This window comes from Mycolicibacter longobardus (assembly GCF_002102265.1).
GTDB lineage: Bacteria > Actinomycetota > Actinomycetes > Mycobacteriales > Mycobacteriaceae > Mycobacterium > Mycobacterium longobardum.
Genome location: NZ_LQPG01000010.1, coordinates 228,680 through 245,998, shown reverse-complemented (window position 1 = coordinate 245,998; position 17,319 = coordinate 228,680). Strand labels below are relative to the sequence as shown.

General features: G+C 68.9%; 16 protein-coding genes. 2 read left to right on the top strand and 14 right to left on the bottom strand.

Features of this window, described 5'->3' with window-relative positions:
• Window positions 1-4: 4 nt before the first annotated feature.
• Window positions 5-385: a VOC family protein gene (locus AWC16_RS05670; protein ID WP_085263790.1), complete on the top strand. Its 381-nt coding sequence runs from the start codon at window positions 5-7 to the stop codon at window positions 383-385.
• Between the two features lie 60 nt (window positions 386-445).
• Window positions 446-1,987 (top strand): flavin-containing monooxygenase, encoded by a 1,542-nt coding sequence (locus tag AWC16_RS05665; protein WP_085263789.1) that lies wholly within the window; start codon window positions 446-448, stop codon window positions 1,985-1,987.
• A 17-nt stretch (window positions 1,988-2,004) separates the two neighbouring features.
• Here AWC16_RS05665 and metK read toward each other — a convergent pair whose 3' ends face one another.
• The 14 genes from metK to pyrR all read right to left on the bottom strand — a co-directional run bounded on the left by metK (window position 2,005) and on the right by pyrR (window position 17,192).
• Window positions 2,005-3,216, bottom strand: coding sequence for a methionine adenosyltransferase (gene metK, locus AWC16_RS05660; protein WP_085263788.1), 1,212 nt, complete (start codon window positions 3,214-3,216; stop codon window positions 2,005-2,007).
• 207 nt (window positions 3,217-3,423) lie between these two features.
• Window positions 3,424-4,005, bottom strand: a complete 582-nt coding sequence (locus AWC16_RS05655; RefSeq protein WP_207572264.1) for a TetR/AcrR family transcriptional regulator — start codon at window positions 4,003-4,005, stop codon at window positions 3,424-3,426.
• 26 nt (window positions 4,006-4,031) lie between these two features.
• Window positions 4,032-5,390, bottom strand: coding sequence for a hydroxysqualene dehydroxylase HpnE (hpnE, locus tag AWC16_RS05650; RefSeq protein ID WP_085263786.1), 1,359 nt, complete (start codon window positions 5,388-5,390; stop codon window positions 4,032-4,034).
• Between the two features lie 85 nt (window positions 5,391-5,475).
• Window positions 5,476-6,723 (bottom strand): bifunctional phosphopantothenoylcysteine decarboxylase/phosphopantothenate--cysteine ligase CoaBC, encoded by a 1,248-nt coding sequence (gene coaBC / locus AWC16_RS05645; protein WP_085263785.1) that lies wholly within the window; start codon window positions 6,721-6,723, stop codon window positions 5,476-5,478.
• 19 nt (window positions 6,724-6,742) lie between these two features.
• On the bottom strand, window positions 6,743-7,072 hold the full coding sequence (gene rpoZ, locus AWC16_RS05640) for a DNA-directed RNA polymerase subunit omega (protein WP_085263784.1): 330 nt from the start codon (window positions 7,070-7,072) through the stop codon (window positions 6,743-6,745).
• A 61-nt stretch (window positions 7,073-7,133) separates the two neighbouring features.
• Window positions 7,134-7,736, bottom strand: coding sequence for a guanylate kinase (gene gmk, locus AWC16_RS05635; protein WP_085263783.1), 603 nt, complete (start codon window positions 7,734-7,736; stop codon window positions 7,134-7,136).
• A gap of 7 nt (window positions 7,737-7,743) precedes the next feature.
• Window positions 7,744-8,061, bottom strand: a complete 318-nt coding sequence (gene mihF / locus AWC16_RS05630; protein ID WP_085263782.1) for an integration host factor, actinobacterial type — start codon at window positions 8,059-8,061, stop codon at window positions 7,744-7,746.
• A 402-nt stretch (window positions 8,062-8,463) separates the two neighbouring features.
• A complete protein-coding gene (pyrF, locus tag AWC16_RS05625; protein WP_272937806.1) occupies window positions 8,464-9,291 on the bottom strand; it encodes an orotidine-5'-phosphate decarboxylase in 828 nt (275 codons plus the stop codon).
• A complete protein-coding gene (gene carB / locus AWC16_RS05620; RefSeq protein ID WP_085263781.1) occupies window positions 9,291-12,632 on the bottom strand; it encodes a carbamoyl-phosphate synthase large subunit in 3,342 nt (1,113 codons plus the stop codon). The genes pyrF and carB overlap by 1 nt, the downstream gene beginning before the upstream one ends.
• Before the next feature lie 121 nt (window positions 12,633-12,753).
• Complete coding sequence (gene carA / locus AWC16_RS05615) at window positions 12,754-13,875, bottom strand: glutamine-hydrolyzing carbamoyl-phosphate synthase small subunit (RefSeq protein WP_085263780.1); 1,122 nt, start codon at window positions 13,873-13,875, stop codon at window positions 12,754-12,756.
• Window positions 13,875-14,390 (bottom strand): PH-like domain-containing protein, encoded by a 516-nt coding sequence (locus tag AWC16_RS05610; protein WP_085263779.1) that lies wholly within the window; start codon window positions 14,388-14,390, stop codon window positions 13,875-13,877. Before AWC16_RS05610 ends, carA begins: the two co-directional genes overlap by 1 nt.
• The gene (locus tag AWC16_RS05605; protein WP_085263778.1) at window positions 14,387-15,679 is read right to left on the bottom strand and encodes a dihydroorotase; all 1,293 of its coding nucleotides are present in this window, start codon (window positions 15,677-15,679) and stop codon (window positions 14,387-14,389) included. The genes AWC16_RS05610 and AWC16_RS05605 overlap by 4 nt, the downstream gene beginning before the upstream one ends.
• Window positions 15,676-16,626, bottom strand: a complete 951-nt coding sequence (locus AWC16_RS05600; protein WP_085263777.1) for an aspartate carbamoyltransferase catalytic subunit — start codon at window positions 16,624-16,626, stop codon at window positions 15,676-15,678. The genes AWC16_RS05605 and AWC16_RS05600 overlap by 4 nt, the downstream gene beginning before the upstream one ends.
• On the bottom strand, window positions 16,623-17,192 hold the full coding sequence (gene pyrR / locus AWC16_RS05595) for a bifunctional pyr operon transcriptional regulator/uracil phosphoribosyltransferase PyrR (protein WP_085263776.1): 570 nt from the start codon (window positions 17,190-17,192) through the stop codon (window positions 16,623-16,625). Before pyrR ends, AWC16_RS05600 begins: the two co-directional genes overlap by 4 nt.
• Between the last annotated feature and the right edge of the window lie 127 nt (window positions 17,193-17,319).

Sequence of the window (17,319 nt, the reverse complement as noted above, 5' to 3'; positions counted from 1 at the left end):
TCCGATGCGGCTGAACCAGGCCACTGTCGGCAGCACCGACATAGACCGCTCGGAGCGGTTCTACCGGCTGCTGGGTCTGCGGCTGATCGTCAAGACCGGCGACTATCTGCGGTTCGAGTGCCCGTCCGGGGACAGCACGTTTTCGGTGCAGCGGGTCAGCGAGGTGCCGGCGGGCGAACAGGTGACGATCTATTTCGAAACCGACGATCTGGACTGCGAATACGAGCGCCTGCGGGGTTCGATCGAATTCAGCCAGCCTCCGACCGACATGCCATGGCTGTGGCGAGAGGCCCGGCTGCGTGATCCCGACGGCCACCGACTGTGCCTGTTTCACGCCGGCGACGCCCGCCGAAATCCGCCGTGGCGGCTGAACGATTTGCCCTGACGATCTACCGTCGGGCGCGCTACCGTCGATCTCGATCGATACCGGCGACGAGGAGCAGACGTGACCGAGGGACCCGACCACGAGATTCTGATCGTCGGCGCCGGCTTCTCCGGCATCGGGGCGGCGATCAACCTCGACCGCGCCGGCATGGCGGATTATCTGATCATCGAAGCCGGCGACGGGGTCGGCGGCACCTGGCACTGGAACACCTATCCCGGTATCGCCGTGGATATTCCGTCGTTCTCCTATCAGTTCTCCTTCGAGCAGAGCCCAGCCTGGTCACGCACCTACGCGCCCGGCCGGGAACTGAAGGCGTACGCCGAGCACTGCGTGGACAAGTATGGTCTGCGCTCGCGAATCCGGTTCGCCACCTTGGTGGCATCGGCGGAATTCGACGAGGAACACGGCTGGTGGCGAGTGCGGACGGACCCCGGCGGTTCAGCGAGGCTCGACGAAGGAGAGGCGAAGCTGGAACCGCCGCATAAACCCAGTGGAGAGATCAGCGCTCGGTTCCTGATCAATGCCAGCGGGGTGCTGACCACCCCGAATCTGCCCGACATCCCCGGAGTCGACACTTTTTCCGGGGTGACCATCCACACGGCGCGCTGGGATCATTCGCAGGACCTGACCGGTAAGCGCGTCGCGGTGATCGGCACCGGCGCCTCGGCGGTGCAGGTGATCCCGGAGATCGCGCCGATCGTCTCCTCGCTCACCGTTTTTCAGCGGACCCCGATCTGGTGTTTCCCCAAGTTCGACGTGCCGCTGGCCGCACCGATGCGCTGGGCGATGCGACTTCCCGGCGGCATGGCGCTGCAACGGCTGGCCAGTCAGGCTTTCGTCGAGGCGACTTTCCCGATCGCCGCGCAGTACTTCACGGTGTTTCCGCTGGCCAAGCGGATGGAAACGGCCGGCCGGGCTTATCTGCGCCGGCAGGTGCACGATCCGGTCGTGCGTGAACAGCTCACCCCGAGCTACGCGGTCGGGTGCAAACGCCCCGGCTTCCACAACACCTACCTGTCGACATTCAACCGGGACAACGTGCACCTGGTCGTCGACCCCATCGAGCGGATCACCCCCACCGGCGTCGTCACCGCCGGCGGAACAGCCCACGAGGTCGACGTGCTGATCCTGGCCACCGGGTTCAAGGTGATGGACAGCGACAACATTCCCACCTTCGCCGTCACCGGGGCGGGCGGGCAGACCCTGAGCGAGTTCTGGGACAAGCACCGGCTGCAGGCCTATGAAGGGGTCAGCATCCCCGGATTCCCCAACCTGTTCAGTGTTTTCGGCCCGTACGGCTATGTCGGCTCGTCGTACTTCGCGTTGGTCGAGGCCCAGACCCACCACATCGTGCGGTGCCTGAAGCGCGCTCGGGGACGCGGCGCCACCCGGGTGGAGATCTCCGAGGCGGCCAACGAGCGCTACTTCGCCGAGATGATGAGCAAACGGCACCGGCAGGTGTTCTGGCAGGACAGCTGCCAGCTGGCCAACAGCTACTACTTCGACAAGAACGGCGACGTCCCGCTGCGGCCCACCACCACCGTTGAGGCGTACTGGCGCAGCCGGCGTTTCGATCTCGACGACTATCGGTTCAGCGCCTGATTTTCTAGCGCGCGGAATCAGATGGCGCGCTTGAGGTCGTCGACCTTGTCCAGCTGCTCCCACGGCAGTTCGATGTCGGTACGGCCGAAGTGGCCGTAGGCGGCGGTCGGCGCGTAGATCGGCCGCAGCAGGTCCAGGTCACGCACGATCGCACCCGGGCGCAGGTCGAAGACCTCGGGCACGATCTTCTCGATCTTCACCGGGTCGACAGTCGCGGTGCCGAAGGTCTCGATGAACAGCCCGACCGGGGCGGCCTTGCCGATGGCGTAGGCGACCTGAACCTCGACCCGCTGCGCCAAGCCGGCAGCGACGATGTTCTTGGCCACCCAGCGCATGGCGTACGCCGCGGAGCGGTCCACCTTCGACGGGTCCTTGCCGGAGAACGCGCCGCCACCGTGCCGCGCCCAGCCGCCGTAGGTGTCGACGATGATCTTGCGGCCGGTCAGACCGGCGTCACCCATCGGCCCGCCGAGGACGAACTTGCCGGTCGGGTTGATCAGCACACGAGTCGAGGAGGAGTCCAGCGTCTCGTGGGCGAGTTCCGCGAGGACGGTGTTGATCACGTGCTCCCGGAGATCGGGGTCCAGGGTGTTCACCAGGTCGATCCCGGCGGCGTGCTGGGTGGAGATCACCACGGTGTCCAGCCGGGTCGGGACGTCGTCCTCGTACTCGATGGTGACCTGGGTCTTGCCGTCCGGGCGCAGGTAGTCCAGCGTGCCGTTCTTGCGGACCTCGGTCAGTTTCCGCGACAGCCGGTGGGCCAAGGCGATCGGCAGCGGCATCAGCTCGGGGGTGTCGGCGATCGCGTAGCCGAACATCAGGCCCTGGTCGCCGGCGCCCTGGGAGTCCAGCGGGTCCGCGGCGCCCTCAACCCGGGCTTCGTGGGCGGTGTCGACACCCTGGGCGATGTCGGGCGACTGCGCACCGATCCCGATGTTGACGCCGCAGGTCTCACCGTCGAAGCCCTTGTCCGACGAGTCGTAGCCGATCTCCAGGATCCGTTCGCGCACCGTGTTGGTGATGTTGGCGAACGCCTCGCGGGCGCTGGTCGTCACCTCACCGACCACGTGCACCTGACCGGTGGTCACCAGGGTTTCCACCGCAACCCGTGAGCGGGGGTCATCGGCCAGCAGCGCGTCGAGCACCGAGTCGCTGATGGCGTCACAGATCTTGTCGGGGTGTCCCTCGGTCACCGACTCACTGGTGAACAGCCGACCCTTTTCGCTCACAATGTCACCCTCCGGGTAATCGATCCAAAAGTTAGCTCGGGCAAATATAGCTATGCGCTCCCAGGGACCGCTTGGCAGTCCGGTGCCCCCGGCACGGGCCGGGGTAATGCCTGCGCTCCCCCGCGACCGGCCCTGCGGGTGCCTACCTTACCGTCCGGGTCACCTCGATCGACAGTCCGGGTTGCCTCGGTGAGGCCCTCACGGGGTTCACGGTGTGGCCGGCGTCACCGTCTCGACCCGGGCCGCCCAGCCGACCAGCGACCGCAGGTAGCGCAGCACCAGCTCGTCGGGGTGAGCCTGCGGGTCGGTGAGATGGAGCCGGGCCAGTTCCTCCACGGCCGACAACAACAGCCTGGCGGTCGCGCCGTCGGCGTCGACCGGCCGGCCGGCGAGCCGGGACAGCCGGTCCGCGGCGATCTTCCGGGCGTAGCGACGTCCCATCTCGGTGCGGGCCCGCAATTGCGGCGGGGCTCCCGCGGGCGGGCTCAGGATGATGCGCCAGCTTGTGGGCGCCGCGTGGAGATAGGCCAGGATGCCGCGGCCCAGTGCGTCCGGGTCGTCGCCGGGTGGGCCGTCCACACTGCGCATTCCGGCGAAGGCGATCTCCGATTCGCGGTCGAGCAGGGCCGACATCAGTCCGGCCAGGTCGCCGAAGTTCTGGTACACCACCGTCCGAGTGACCTGTGCGGCGCGAGCAACCCGTTCGATGGTCACCGCGGCGAAACCCTCGGCGGCGACGATGTCGCGGGCGCAGTCGAGCAGCTGCATCCGCCGGGCCGGTGCCGGCATGCGCCGCCTGGGCGCCGGCTGCGCGCTCATCGTGATGCCGGCAGTTCGAGCAGCAGCGCCACCGCCCGGGCCGCACTCTGCGCGGCGCTCTCCATGGTCGCCGACCAGTCGGTACGGGTCCAGTCCCCGGCGAGCACCAGGCTCGGGACCGAAGTGCGCTGATCCGGACGCAGCCCATCGGTGCCCACGACCTGCGAAAAAGTGGCCTTCGGCATCTTCACCACCTGCGCGGCGACCACGTTCGCCTCGGCGGCCGCCGGATAGTAACGGCGCAGCAGTTCCATCTGCTCGGCCACGATCTGTTCGTTGGACCGGTGGATCTGCTCGTAGGCGCCGCTGGTCGTCAGGCAGTACAGCCAGGCTCCGGCCGGATCACGGCCGTGCATCCGCTGCCGGTCGAACACCTCGTCGATGATGCCCTCGCCGCCGATCACCGCCTCCATCGCCGCCTCGGTCCCCAACGGCCGGTCCAGGTAGAGGTTGGTGCTCACGATCGGCGTGTAATGCAGTTTGTCTGCCGCGGCGTAGATTTCGGCATGCTCAGGCAGGTCGTCGAGCAAGCCGCCGATATTCGAGTTGGGCACCGCGCACACCACGGCGTCTGCCGGCACTTCACTGCCGTCGGATAACTGCACGGCGCGGACCGCGTTGTCTTCCACCACGATTCGCCGGGCGATCGCCCGGTAGCGCACCTCGACGCCGAACCGCTCGAACGCGGCGAGCGCGCCGGAGATATAGAGGGTGTCGAGGTCGGTGGTGGGATAGCCGATCGTCACCGCCCGGCGGTGACGCAGCCCGAGCCGGATTCCGGTGGCCAGAACGTCGGCGAAGACCTTCGCCGCACCGCGGTCCACCGGCTCGGCGGCGATCCCGAGGGCGAGCCAGTCCCACACCGCTTTCCGGGACCGCGCGGGCATCCCGACACGTCGAAGCCACTGGTCGGTGCTCAGTTCGGGCAGATCGGCGGGTTGAAACAGCGCCTCCCCCACCAGGCGCGTGGTCGCAACGGCGGTGCGCAGCCGGTCGAGCAGGCTGGTATCGGGGTGCGCCCCGAACAGCGTCCGCACCGCGCCGAGCCCCCGAGTCGCCATGGTGGTCGTGGCGCCACCGGGCCAGCGCAGCGTTCCGCCGGTCGGAAACTCGACCATCGACCGGGTGCCGACGCTGGTCAGGTACCGGAACAGGTGCTCGTAGCCGCTGGCGATGACGTGCTGACCGTTGTCGGGGAGATCGGCTATCCCCTCCACCTGCATCGCGTGGGTGCGTCCCCCCAGCCGCCCGCGCCGCTCCAGCAGGGTCACCTTCCTGCCCGCCTCGGCCAACCAGACCGCCGCAGCCAGCCCCGCCAGGCCGCCGCCGATCACCACATATCGTCGATCGTCCATACCAGCCCCTTCCGTGTAACTTACGAATTGTAAGTTACACCGTCCGCAGAGCGGTGGCGCATCACACGAACGGGCTCGCCGGCCGCTATCCGGCGCTGGCGTCCAGGAAGGCCACCACCGCATCCACGATGCGACTGGCCATCAGTGTCTTGGACCCGGGCTCCAGGGCGGACTCGGTGCCGTCGGCGGCTAGCAGCCAGCCGTCGTTGTGGTCCACCTCGAACGCCCGACCGTCCCCGACGGCGTTGACCACCAGCAGGTCACAGCCCTTGCGCCGCAGTTTCGCGCGAGCGTGGAACAGCACGTCGCCGTTCTCGTCGCCGGTCTCCGCGGCGAAGCCGACGATGGCCCGCATATGGGGCAGTTGCCCGTCGCCACGGGCGCGTACCGCGCCGGCCAACACGTCGTCGTTGCGGATCAGTTCGATGGTCGGGCCCTGCTCCTCGCCGGGCCGCTTCTTGATCTTCGCCTGCGCCGCGCGGGCCGGGCGGAAGTCGGCGACGGCGGCGGCCATCACCAGCACCTGCGCCTCGGGCGCGTGTTTGGTGACGGCGTCATGCAACTGCTGGGCTGAGCTGACATGCACCACATCGACGCCGGCAGGATCGATCAGCCCCGCGGTATGCGCCGCGATCAACGTGACCTCCGCGCCGCGCTGGGCCGCCACGCGGGCCACGGCGTAGCCCTGTTTGCCTGAACTGCGGTTGCCGATGAACCGGACCGGATCGATCGGTTCACGGGTGCCTCCGGCGGTGACCAGCACCTTCTGCCCGGCCAGGTCGTAGGGCAGTGCGTCGGCTCGCTCCAGCAGCAACGACGCGATGGTGTTGATCTCCTCGGCCTCGGGCAGCCGGCCGGGCCCGGTGTCAGCGCCGGTCAGCCGGCCCGATGCGGGTTCGAGGACCACTGCACCGCGCGTTCGCAACGTTGCCACATTTTCCCTGGTGGCCGGGTGCTGCCACATCTCGGTGTGCATCGCCGGTGCGAACAGCACCGGGCAGCGCGCCGTGAGCAGGGTGGCGGTCAGCAGGTCGTCGGCGCGGCCCGCGACCGCACGGGCCAGGAGATCCGCGGTGGCCGGTGCCACCACCACCAGGTCGGCCTGCTGGCCGATGGCGACATGGGGAACGGCCGGCACATCGTCGAACACCCCGGTGTGCACCGGCTGCCCGGAGAGCGCCTCGAAGGTGGCCGCGCCGACGAACCGCAGCGCGGACTCGGTCGGGACGACGCGCACCGAGTGACCGGCCTCGGCCAGCTGTCGGACCACGGTGCACGCCTTGTATGCGGCGATGCCCCCGGAGACACCGACGACGACCCGCTTGCGCTCCACGGTGCCGCCCGAGTCCCTGCTACTCGCCTTCGGTGTATTCGAGCAGGTCGCCGTGGATCTCACGCATCGCGATCGAGAGCGGCTTCTCCTGCAGGCCGGGCTCGACCAGCGGCCCGACGTACTCGAGGATGCCCTCGCCGAGCTGGTTGTAGTAGTCGTTGATCTGGCGGGCCCGCTTGGCCGCGTAGATCACCAGGGCGTACTTGCTCGAAGCACGCTGCAGCAGCTCGTCGATGGGCGGGTTGGTGATGCCGAGCGGCGTGTCGTATCCGCCGATCAGAGCCGGGTCGAACTCGTCGGAATCACCGGCCGGCGACAAACTGGCCGAGTCGGTCTTCGAGGTACTCACTTAAGACAATCTCCTGAGCTCTTTGGCTGGGGCGGGTCACGCCTGTTGTTGTCCGGGCAAATCAGACCGCGCCCGGTGCGGTGTCCACCAGCAAGGATACCAATTCTGAGCAGGCTGTTTCCAATCGACTGTTGACCACGACCGTGTCGAAGTCTCCTTGCGCCGCCAGCTCGATGCGCGCGGTGTCCAGCCGGCGCTGCATGACCTCCGCGGATTCGGTCCCCCGGCCGATGAGCCGGGCCTCCAGCGTCTCCCAATCCGGCGGGGCCAGAAATACCGTGACGACCTCCGGCAGGGCCTTCTTGATGGCCCGGGCCCCGGCCAGGTCGACCTCGATCAAGACCGGGCGGCCGGCGCGGGTCGCGTCGATGACCGGGGCCGCCGGGGTGCCCGATCGTTGCAGGCCGCCGTAGATGTCGGCCCACTCCAACAACTCGTCCGCCTGGATCAGGCGTTCGAATTCCTGGGGTGTGACGAAGCGGTAGTCGACGCCGTCCACCTCCCCGGGCCGCGGGGCCCGGGTGGTGGCCGACACGCTGAAATACAGGTCCGGTACCCGCTCGCGCAGGCAACGGACCACGCTCGACTTACCGACCGCGGATGGGCCGGACAGCACCACAACGCGTCCCGCGTGTCGGCTGTCCGGCCCTCCACCGGCACTCACCGGCAGGTCAGGAGAAGTCGAACTTCTCCAGCAGCGCCTTGCGCTGCCGGTCACCCAGGCCGCGCAGGCGGCGGGTGGGGGCGATCTCCAGCTCGGTCATGATCTCCTGCGCCTTGACCTTGCCGACCTTCGGCAATGCCTCCAGCAGCGCGGACACCTTCATCTTGCCGAGGACCTCATCGGTCTCGGCGTCCTTGAGCACCTGCTTGAGATTGGTGCCGCCACGCTTGAGCCGGTCCTTGAGCTCCGCTCGGATTCGACGCGCGGCCGCCGCCTTCTCCAACGCGGCGGCGCGCTGCTCGTCGGTCAACTGGGGAAGGGCCACGATTCCTCCGTATCGTCATCATCGGCAACGCCGATGTTTTCCTTGTCTCGGCCAGGTACTCCGGCCAGAGACGACGACCGTACCCACGCCGTCTGACGAAATCTAACCCCACCCCCCGTTTCCGGCTACAAATGCCCAGCGTGCGGCGTCTGAACACGGGTGACCTGACCCGCCCCGGACGCCACCGGGCGACCCGCCGCCCGCCGGCCACCCGCCCCGCGACCAAACCCACAAAACCATGTTCTAGCTGGTCTTTTATTCGTCGCGATCGGATGTGTCGGGCGGCCCTGGCCGGCCGCAGCGCGGCGCCCGGGACCCGCCGGAAGCTCGATGGCATTGAATTCGCACCTCACGGCGTGTCGCGCGTGTCGCACCCGGACCAACTACCCCGCGTAGTAGTCGCTATCCGGCGGTCAGGTACGCCACGGCGTCGCGCAGCCGCTCGGCTGCCGCGCGCAGCGACCCGACATCGGGACCGGCACGCAGAACTTCGCGGGAGACCGCCGGCAGCAGCGTGCCCGCGGCGGCCCCTCCCAGCCCTGCCAGCGCCTCGGGACGCCCGCCCTGTGCCCCGATCCCCGGCACGAGCACCGGGCCGCCCAGGGCGCTCAGATCGGGCACCTCGCGCAGCGTGGCGCCGACCACCACCCCGATCGAGCCGGGTTGCGTTCCCGCCACCCTGTTCGCCTCGCCGGCGGCGTCGACGATCGCCTGCGCCACCGTGCGCCCGTCCGCCCGGGCGCGCTGCACGCTCGCCCCCTCCGGGTTGGAGGTGGCGGCCAGCACGAAGACGCCCCGCCGGTGGGCCGCGGCGGTCTCCAGCAGCGGCTGCAAGGATCCGAAGCCCAGGTACGGCGAGGCGGTCACCGCGTCGGCCGCCAGCGGTGAGTCACCGGCCCAGGCCGTCGCGTAGGCGGCCATCGTCGAGCCGATATCGCCGCGCTTGGCATCCGCCAGCACCAGCACGCCGGCCTCGCGCAGCGCCGCGATGGTGCGCTCCAGCACGGCGTAGCCGGCCGATCCGTACGACTCGAAGAACGCCACCTGCGGTTTGACGACGGCGAACCCGGCGAACGCCGCGACGCACGTCTCGCTGAATGCGGCCAGCCCGTCGGGTGTGGCCGGCAGTCCCCAGGAGGCGAGCAGTTCGGGGTGCGGGTCGATGCCCAGGCACAGCGGCCCGCGGGCCGCCATCGTCTCGGCCAGCCGAACGCCGAACCCCCCAGCCACTACTGCCCGCCGAGCGTGCTGTGCAGTTCCTGCAGGGAGCGCACCCCGATGTCGCCCCGGATACCGGCCTCAATGCCCTGGACCGCGGCGGCCGCCCCCTGGACGGTGGTGACACACGGGATGTTGACGCTGACCGCGGCCGAGCGGATCTCGTAGCCGTCCACGCGCGGACCGGAGTTGCCGTACGGGGTGTTGATCACCAGGTTCACCTCACCGGCCCGGATGGCGTCCACCGCCGACAGTGTCGGGCGATCGGGGCTGGGCTCCTCGAAATTCTTGCGGACCACCTCACACGGAATACCGTTGCGGCGCAGCATCTCCGCGGTGCCCTCGGTCGCCATCACCCGGAAACCCAAGTCGGCGAGCCGCTTGACCGGGAAGACCAGCGAACGCTTGTCGTGGTTGGCCACCGAGACGAAAACCGTGCCCTGGGCCGGCAGCGACCCGAAGGCCGCGGTCTGGCTCTTGGCGAACGCGGTGCCGAAGTCGCGGTCGATGCCCATCACCTCGCCGGTGGACTTCATCTCCGGGCCCAGCAGCGAGTCGATGCCGGAGCCGTCGGCGCGGCGGAAGCGATGAAATGGAAGGACGGCCTCCTTAACCGCGATCGGCGCGTGCGGGCCGACGGTGGCACCGTCCCCGGTGGCCGCCAGCAGGCCCTCGGCCCGCAGCTCGGCGATGGTGGCGCCCAGCATGACTCGGGCGCAGGCCTTGGCCAGCGGTACGGCGGTGGCCTTGGACACGAACGGCACGGTGCGACTGGCGCGTGGATTGGCCTCCAGTACGTAGAGCACGTCGTCTTTGAGGGCGAACTGCACGTTGAGCAGTCCGACCACCCCGACACCGTGGGCGATGGCCTCGGTGGCCCGGCGCACCTTCTCGATGTCGCTGCGGCCCAGCGTCACCGGCGGCAGGGCGCACGCGGAGTCGCCGGAGTGGATGCCGGCCTCCTCGATGTGCTCCATGATCCCGCCGATGTAGACCTCGGTGCCGTCGCACAGAGCGTCGACGTCGATCTCGATGGCGTCTTCCAGGAACCGGTCGACCAGCACCGGATGCTCCGGTGAGAGTTCGGTGGCCCGGGTGATGTAGCCGCGCAGGGTCTCCTCGTCGTAGACGATCTCCATGCCGCGCCCACCAAGCACATACGACGGGCGGACCAGGACCGGGTAGCCGATGTCCGCGGCGATCCGGCGGGCCTGCTCGAAGGTGGTCGCGGTCCCGTAGCGCGGCGCCGGCAGGCCGGCGCTGGTCAGCACATCACCGAAGGCGCCGCGGTCCTCGGCCAGATCGATGGCCTCCGGGCTGGTGCCGACGATCGGCACGCCGGCGTCGGCCAGCCGCTGAGCCAGCCGCAGCGGGGTCTGTCCGCCCAGTTGCACGATGACACCCACCACGCCGGGCCCGCCCTGGCCGGACTGCTGTTCGGCGTAGTACACCTCCAGCACGTCCTCGAACGTCAACGGTTCGAAATAGAGCCGGTCGGCGGTGTCGTAGTCGGTGGACACCGTTTCGGGGTTGCAGTTGATCATCACGGTCTCGAACCCGGCCTGGCTCAAGGTGATCGCGGCGTGCACACAGCTGTAGTCGAACTCGATGCCCTGGCCGATCCGGTTGGGCCCGGAACCCAGGATGAGCACCTTGGGTTTGGTGTTCTGCACGGCCACCTCGGTCTCGGCGGCCGGGTCGAGCTCGAAAGTGCTGTAGTGGTACGGCGTTTTTGACTCGAACTCCGCCGCGCAGGTGTCGACGGTCTTGAAGACCGGGTGGATCCCCAATCGGGACCGCAGCAGCCGCACCCCGTTCTCGCCGGCCAGCTCGGGGCGCAGCACGGCGATCTGATGATCCGACAGGCCGCTGTATTTGCAGCGCCGCAGCAGGTCCGCGTCCAGCACCGGGGTGTCGATGACCTCGGCGCGCAGCGCCACCAGGCCGTTGATCTGCTCGACGAACCACGGGTCCACCCCGGAGGCCTCGGCGACCTGCTCCACGCCGGCGCCGAGCCGCAGGGCCAGTTCGATGTCGTAGAGCCGTCCCTCGGTGGGGGTTCGCAACCGCTGCAGTGCGTCGTCGGCGGTCCCCTCGGGGTCGGGCTTGGTCCAGAACCCGGCGCGGTCGGTCTCCAGCGATCGCATCACCTTGCCGAGCGATTCGATGAAGTTGCGGCCCAACGACATCGCTTCGCCCACCGACTTCATGGTGGTCGTCAGCCGCGGGTCGGCGCCGGGGAACTTCTCGAACGCGAAGCGCGGCGCCTTGACCACGACGTAGTCCAGCGCCGGCTCGAAGCAGGCCGGGGTCTCTTTGGTGATGTCGTTGACGATCTCGTCGAGGGTGTAGCCGATGGCGAGCTTGGCGGCGATCTTGGCGATCGGGAAGCCGGTGGCCTTCGAGGCCAGCGCGCTGGACCGCGACACCCGCGGGTTCATCTCGATCACGATGAGCCGGCCGTCTTTGGGGTTCACGGCGAACTGGATGTTGCAGCCGCCGGTGTCCACCCCGACCTCGCGCAGGATCGCGATGCCCAGATCACGCATCCGCTGGTATTCCCGGTCGGTCAGCGTCATCGCCGGTGCGACGGTCACCGAGTCGCCGGTGTGCACGCCCATCGGGTCGACGTTCTCGATCGAGCAGACCACGACGACGTTGTCGTTGCCGTCGCGCATCAGCTCGAGCTCGAATTCCTTCCAGCCGTAGATGGATTCCTCGATCAACACATTGGCGGTCGGCGAGGCGGCCAGGCCGTCCCCGGCCATCCGGGCCACCTCGTCGAGGCTGGCCGCCAGGCCGGAGCCCAGGCCGCCCATCGTGAAAGAGGGCCGGACCACGACCGGCAGGCCGAGTTCGGCGACGGTCGCTTCGACCTCCGCCATGGTGTAGCAGACCCGGGAGCGGGCCGACTCGCCGCCGACCTTGGCCACGATGTCCTTGAACTGCTGGCGGTCCTCGCCACGCTGGATGGCTTCGAAGTCGGCGCCGATCAACTCGACGCCGTAACGTTCCAGCACCCCGTGCTCGTGCAACGCGACGGCGGTATTCAGCGCGGTCTGCCCACCCAGGGTGGCCAGCAGGGCGTCGACCTTGTTCCCGCGCTCGGCTTGTTGGGCGAGCACCTTTTCGACGAACTCCCAGGTGATGGGTTCGACGTAGGTGTTGTCGGCGTACTCCGGGTCGGTCATGATGGTGGCCGGATTGGAGTTGACCAGGCTCACCTGCAGGCCCTCGGCCTTGAGGACCCGGCAGGCCTGGGTCCCGGAGTAGTCGAACTCACAGGCCTGGCCGATCACGATCGGCCCGGAGCCGATCACCAGCACATGGCGCAGGTCGCTGCGGCGCGGCACTAGCTCTCTCCTCTTCTTGCGCGAGTTCTTCTTGCGCGAGCGTGCGCAGATGTACGCCCGCCCGCGGCATGTCGTGTGCAAACACGCACACTCGCGGCAAAGTTGCTCACTGCCCCGTTGTTCACTTCCCTGACCCCATCAGGTCGACGAACTGGTCGAACAGGTATTCCGCATCGTGCGGTCCGGCAGCGGCCTCCGGGTGGTACTGCACCGAGAAGGCCCGGCCGTCGGCGAGCTTGACGCCTTCGACCACACCGTCGTTGGCGCAGGTGTGGCTGACCACGGCCGGGCCGAAGTCAGTGTCGAAGCGCTGGCCCGCTTCTCCCTCCAGGGCGAATCCGTGGTTCTGCGCGGTCACCGCCACCCGGCCGGTGGCGTGGTCGATGACCGGGATATTGATCCCGCGATGGCCGAACACCATCTTGTAGGTGTTCAGACCCAGGGCCCGGCCCAGGATCTGGTTGCCGAAACAGATTCCGAACAACGGGATTCCGGCACCCAGCACCTCACGGGTCAACCCGACCATCCGATCGGCGGTGGCCGGGTCACCGGGCCCGTTGGACAGGAACACCCCGTCGGGCTTCAGCTCGGCGATCGCCTCGAAGTCCACCGACGACGGCAGCACGTGACTGCGAACTCCGCGGCGGGAGAAGTTGCGCGGTGTGTTGGTCTTGATGCCCAGGTCCAGGGCCGCGACGGTGAACCGGTGCGTCCCTTCGGGTTCCACCACATACCCCGCGTCGGTGCTGACCTGCCCGGCGAGGTCGGCGCCGAGCATCGACGGCTGATCTCGGACCCGGCTCACCAACTCTTCCGACGGTGCAAGCGCGTCACCGGAGAAGACCCCGGCCTTCATCGAGCCGTGGTTGCGCAGGTGGCGCACCACGGTTCGGGTGTCGACACCGGCGATCCCGACGATGCCCTGGCGCACCAGCTCGTCGTCCAGGGTTCCGGTGGCCCGCCAGTTCGATGCCCGCGGCGACGGGTCGCGCACCACATAGCCGGCCACCCAGATCTTCTCGTCGCGGCTCTCCCCATCTTCGCGGTTCCAGCCGGTGTTGCCGATCTGCGGGGCGGTGGCCACCACGATCTGCCGGTGGTAACTGGGGTCGGTCAGCGTCTCCTGGTAGCCGGACATGCCGGTGGAGAAAACCGCCTCGCCCAGGGTCTGTCCCACGGCTCCGAAGGGTTCTCCGGTGAACGTCCGGCCGTCCTCGAGAACCAGCACCGCGCGCGCGTTCATTACTCGTCTTCCTCTTCCTCGAGCCAGCGGGAGTGATCAGCGCGGTCGTCCGCACGGAAACCGGTGTCGATCTCGGTGCCCGACGGCAGTCGCCAGCGGATCGCCAGCACTCCGTTGTTATGCCGGGTTGGGATGGCGCGGCCGGCGATTCCGCGTTCGGTGCGGACCGCGATGACCGCGTCCTGCGGAATCCAGATCGGCCGAGCGCCGCTGCGCTGCACCATGATTCCCTCCGGGTAGCGGGTCAGCACCGCCTTGGTGCGATAACCCAGGTCCCCCGCCACCACCCGGTCGTTCCACTTCGGCGCCAGCGTGCAGCCGAGGTACTGACCGCGGGTGGCGTCGACGGTGGGCGGGCCCACCGTGTCGGGCACCGTCGGCAGCGTCCCGATCAGGGCGTCCTGCAGCTGGCCGCGCCGGCGCCAGCCGCGCATCATCATCCGGATCACCACGCCGATCAGCACCACCAACACCACAGCGAAGATCAGCGACCCGACCATCGTTGGCGTGTTCATGCCGGGCTCTTCCCGTCGCGGGCGGTGATCCGGCCGCGCAGCAGCGTCGCGGTGACCGCCGCCGGCAGGGTCATCGTCTCGTAGGGGGTGTTGGCCGAGCGGCTGGCCAGCTGTGTGCCGGTCACCACCCAGTTGGCGTCGACGTCCACCACGGTCAGGTTGGCCGGTTCGCCCACCTCCAGGGGGCGGCCCTGATCCGGCAGGCCGACGATCTGCGCCGGCCGCTCGCTCATCACCCGGGCCACGTCACGCCAGCTCAGCAGCCCGGGCTGCACCATGGTGGCCACCACCACCGACAGCGCGGTCTGCAGCCCGAGCATTCCGGGCCGGGCTGCGGCGAATTCGCAGGTCTTCTCGTGCTCGGCGTGCGGGGCGTGGTCGGTGGCCACGCAGTCGATGACACCGTCGGCCAACGCCTGGCGCAGCGCCGCCGCGTCGGATGCCTCGCGCAGCGGCGGGTTGACCCGGTTCATACCGTCGTAGCCGGCGAGTCGGCTGTCGTCGAGCATCAGGTGATGCGGTGTGACTTCGGCGGTCACCGAGATGCCCTGGCCCTTAGCCCATTTGAGGAGCTCAACCGTTCCGGCGGTGGACGCGTGGCAGATGTGCAGGCGGGCGCCGGCGTCGCGGGCCAGCAGCGCGTCCCGTGCGACGATCGACTCCTCGGCGACGCGCGGCCAGCCGGCCAGTCCCAGCCGGGCGGCGTTGGGGCCCTCGTGGGCGACCGAGCCGACGGTCAGCCGAGGCTCTTCGGCGTGCTGGGCGATCAACACCCCCAGTCCGGTGGCGTATTCCAGCGCCCGGCGCATGACCAGCGGGTCGGCCACGCACACCCCGTCGTCGGAGAACATCCGAACACCGGCGGTACCGGCCGCCATCATGCCCATCTCGGTCAGCTGCGTGCCGCCCAGTCCGACCGTGACGGCGCCGACCGGGTGCACGTCGACCAGGCCGATCTGCTGCCCGCGCGCCCAGACATGGTCGGTGACCACCGGCGAGTCGGCGACGGGATCGGTGTTGGCCATCGCGAACACGGCGGTGTAGCCGCCGAGAGCCGCTGCCGCCGAGCCGGTTTCGATGTCCTCGGCGTATTCGCGTCCCGGCTCGCGCAGATGGGTGTGCAGGTCGACGAAGCCGGGCAGCAGCACCTGTCCGGGCGCGTCGATGACCTCACACTCGTCGGGAACAGCCAGGCCCGCACCGATCTGGGCGATCTGGCCGTCTTCGACCAGCACGTCGACCTGGTCGCCCTCGCCGTAGCACCGCACTCCGCGGATCAGCACGCTCATGCTTCGACCGTTCCCGTCTCCCCCACCAGCAGATGGAACAGCACCGCCATCCGCACGTGCACGCCGTTGGAAACCTGTTGCAGCACCGCGGATTGCGATGAGTCCGCCACCGACGAGGAGATCTCCATACCGCGCAGCATCGGGCCGGGGTGCAGCACCACCGCATGCTCGGCGAGCATCGCCCGGCGCTTCTCCGACAACCCGTAACGCACCGAGTACTCCCGCGTGGACGGGAAGAACCCGCCGGTCATCCGTTCGGCCTGCACCCGCAGCATCAGCACCGCGTCGGCGGCAGGCAGCTCGGCGTCGAAGTCATGCGAGACCGTCACCGGCCATTCGGAGACCCCGACCGGCAGCAGGGTCGGCGGCGCCACCAGGACCACCTCGGCGCCCAGCGTCGCCAGCAGACTCACATTGGAGCGGGCCACCCGGCTGTGCACGATGTCGCCGACTATGACGACACGGCGGCCTTCGATGCCGCCGAGTCGCTGCCGCAGCGTGAGCGCGTCCAGCAACGCCTGGGTGGGGTGCTCGTGGGTACCGTCGCCGGCGTTGATCACCACCGGGCCGCCCTGCGCACCTGCGGTCCACTCGGCGAGCAGGTGGGCCGCGCCCGAGGACGGATGCCGGATGATCAGCGCGTCGGCGCCGGCGGCCCGCAGGGTCAGCGCGGTGTCGCGCAGCGACTCGCCCTTGTTCACCGAGGACCCCGACGCGGACACGTTGACCACGTCGGCGCTCATCCACTTGCCGGCCACCTCGAAGGAGACCCGGGTGCGGGTGGAGTTCTCGTAGAACATCGTGATCACGGTGCGCCCGCGCAGGGTGGGCAGCTTCTTGACCTCACGGCCCAGCAGGGCCTGGGCGAAGCGGTCGGCGTCGTCGAGGATCGCGGTGGCCTGATCGAGGTTCAGGTCCCCGGCCGCCAGCAGGTGCCTGGTGCTCATCGGGTGATCACCACCGCGTCGCGGCCATCGTGTTCGGCCAGCAGGACGTGCACGCTTTCGCCGCGAGCGGTCGGCACGTTCTTGCCGACGTAGTCGGCGCGCACCGGAAGTTCGCGGTGGCCGCGGTCCACCAGGACCGCCAACTGCACGATCCGGGGCCGTCCGACGTCGCGCAGGGCATCCAGGGCGGCGCGCACCGACCGGCCGGCGAAGAGCACGTCGTCGACCAGGATCACGCACGCATCGTCGATGCCGCCCTCGGGGATCGAGGTGGGTTCCAGGGCCCGCGGTGGCTGGCGCATCAGGTCGTCGCGGTACAGGGTGATGTCCAACGCGCCGTGCGCGATGTCCACACCGCAGAATTCGCTGATCTTGCCGGCCAGCCGCTGGGCCAGGGTGACGCCGCGGGTCGGGATGCCCAACAGCACTACCCGCGGGGCGCCCGAATCGGGATCGTCTAAGGCGGTCTTCTCGATGATCTGATGTGCGATACGAGAAACAGTGCGACCCACATCCGCCGAGGACATCAATTCCCGGTCGGTGCTGGAATTACCGGCAGCGCCCATGCGAAACCGCAGGACCTCCTTCTCCGCCTCGCGGGACGGATCGTTAAAGGATGTCGAACTGCCGGGAAGAATAGCATCCGTGCGGCTCGGGCTGCGCCATGGCGCCGACCCGCGACGCCCGGCTCCG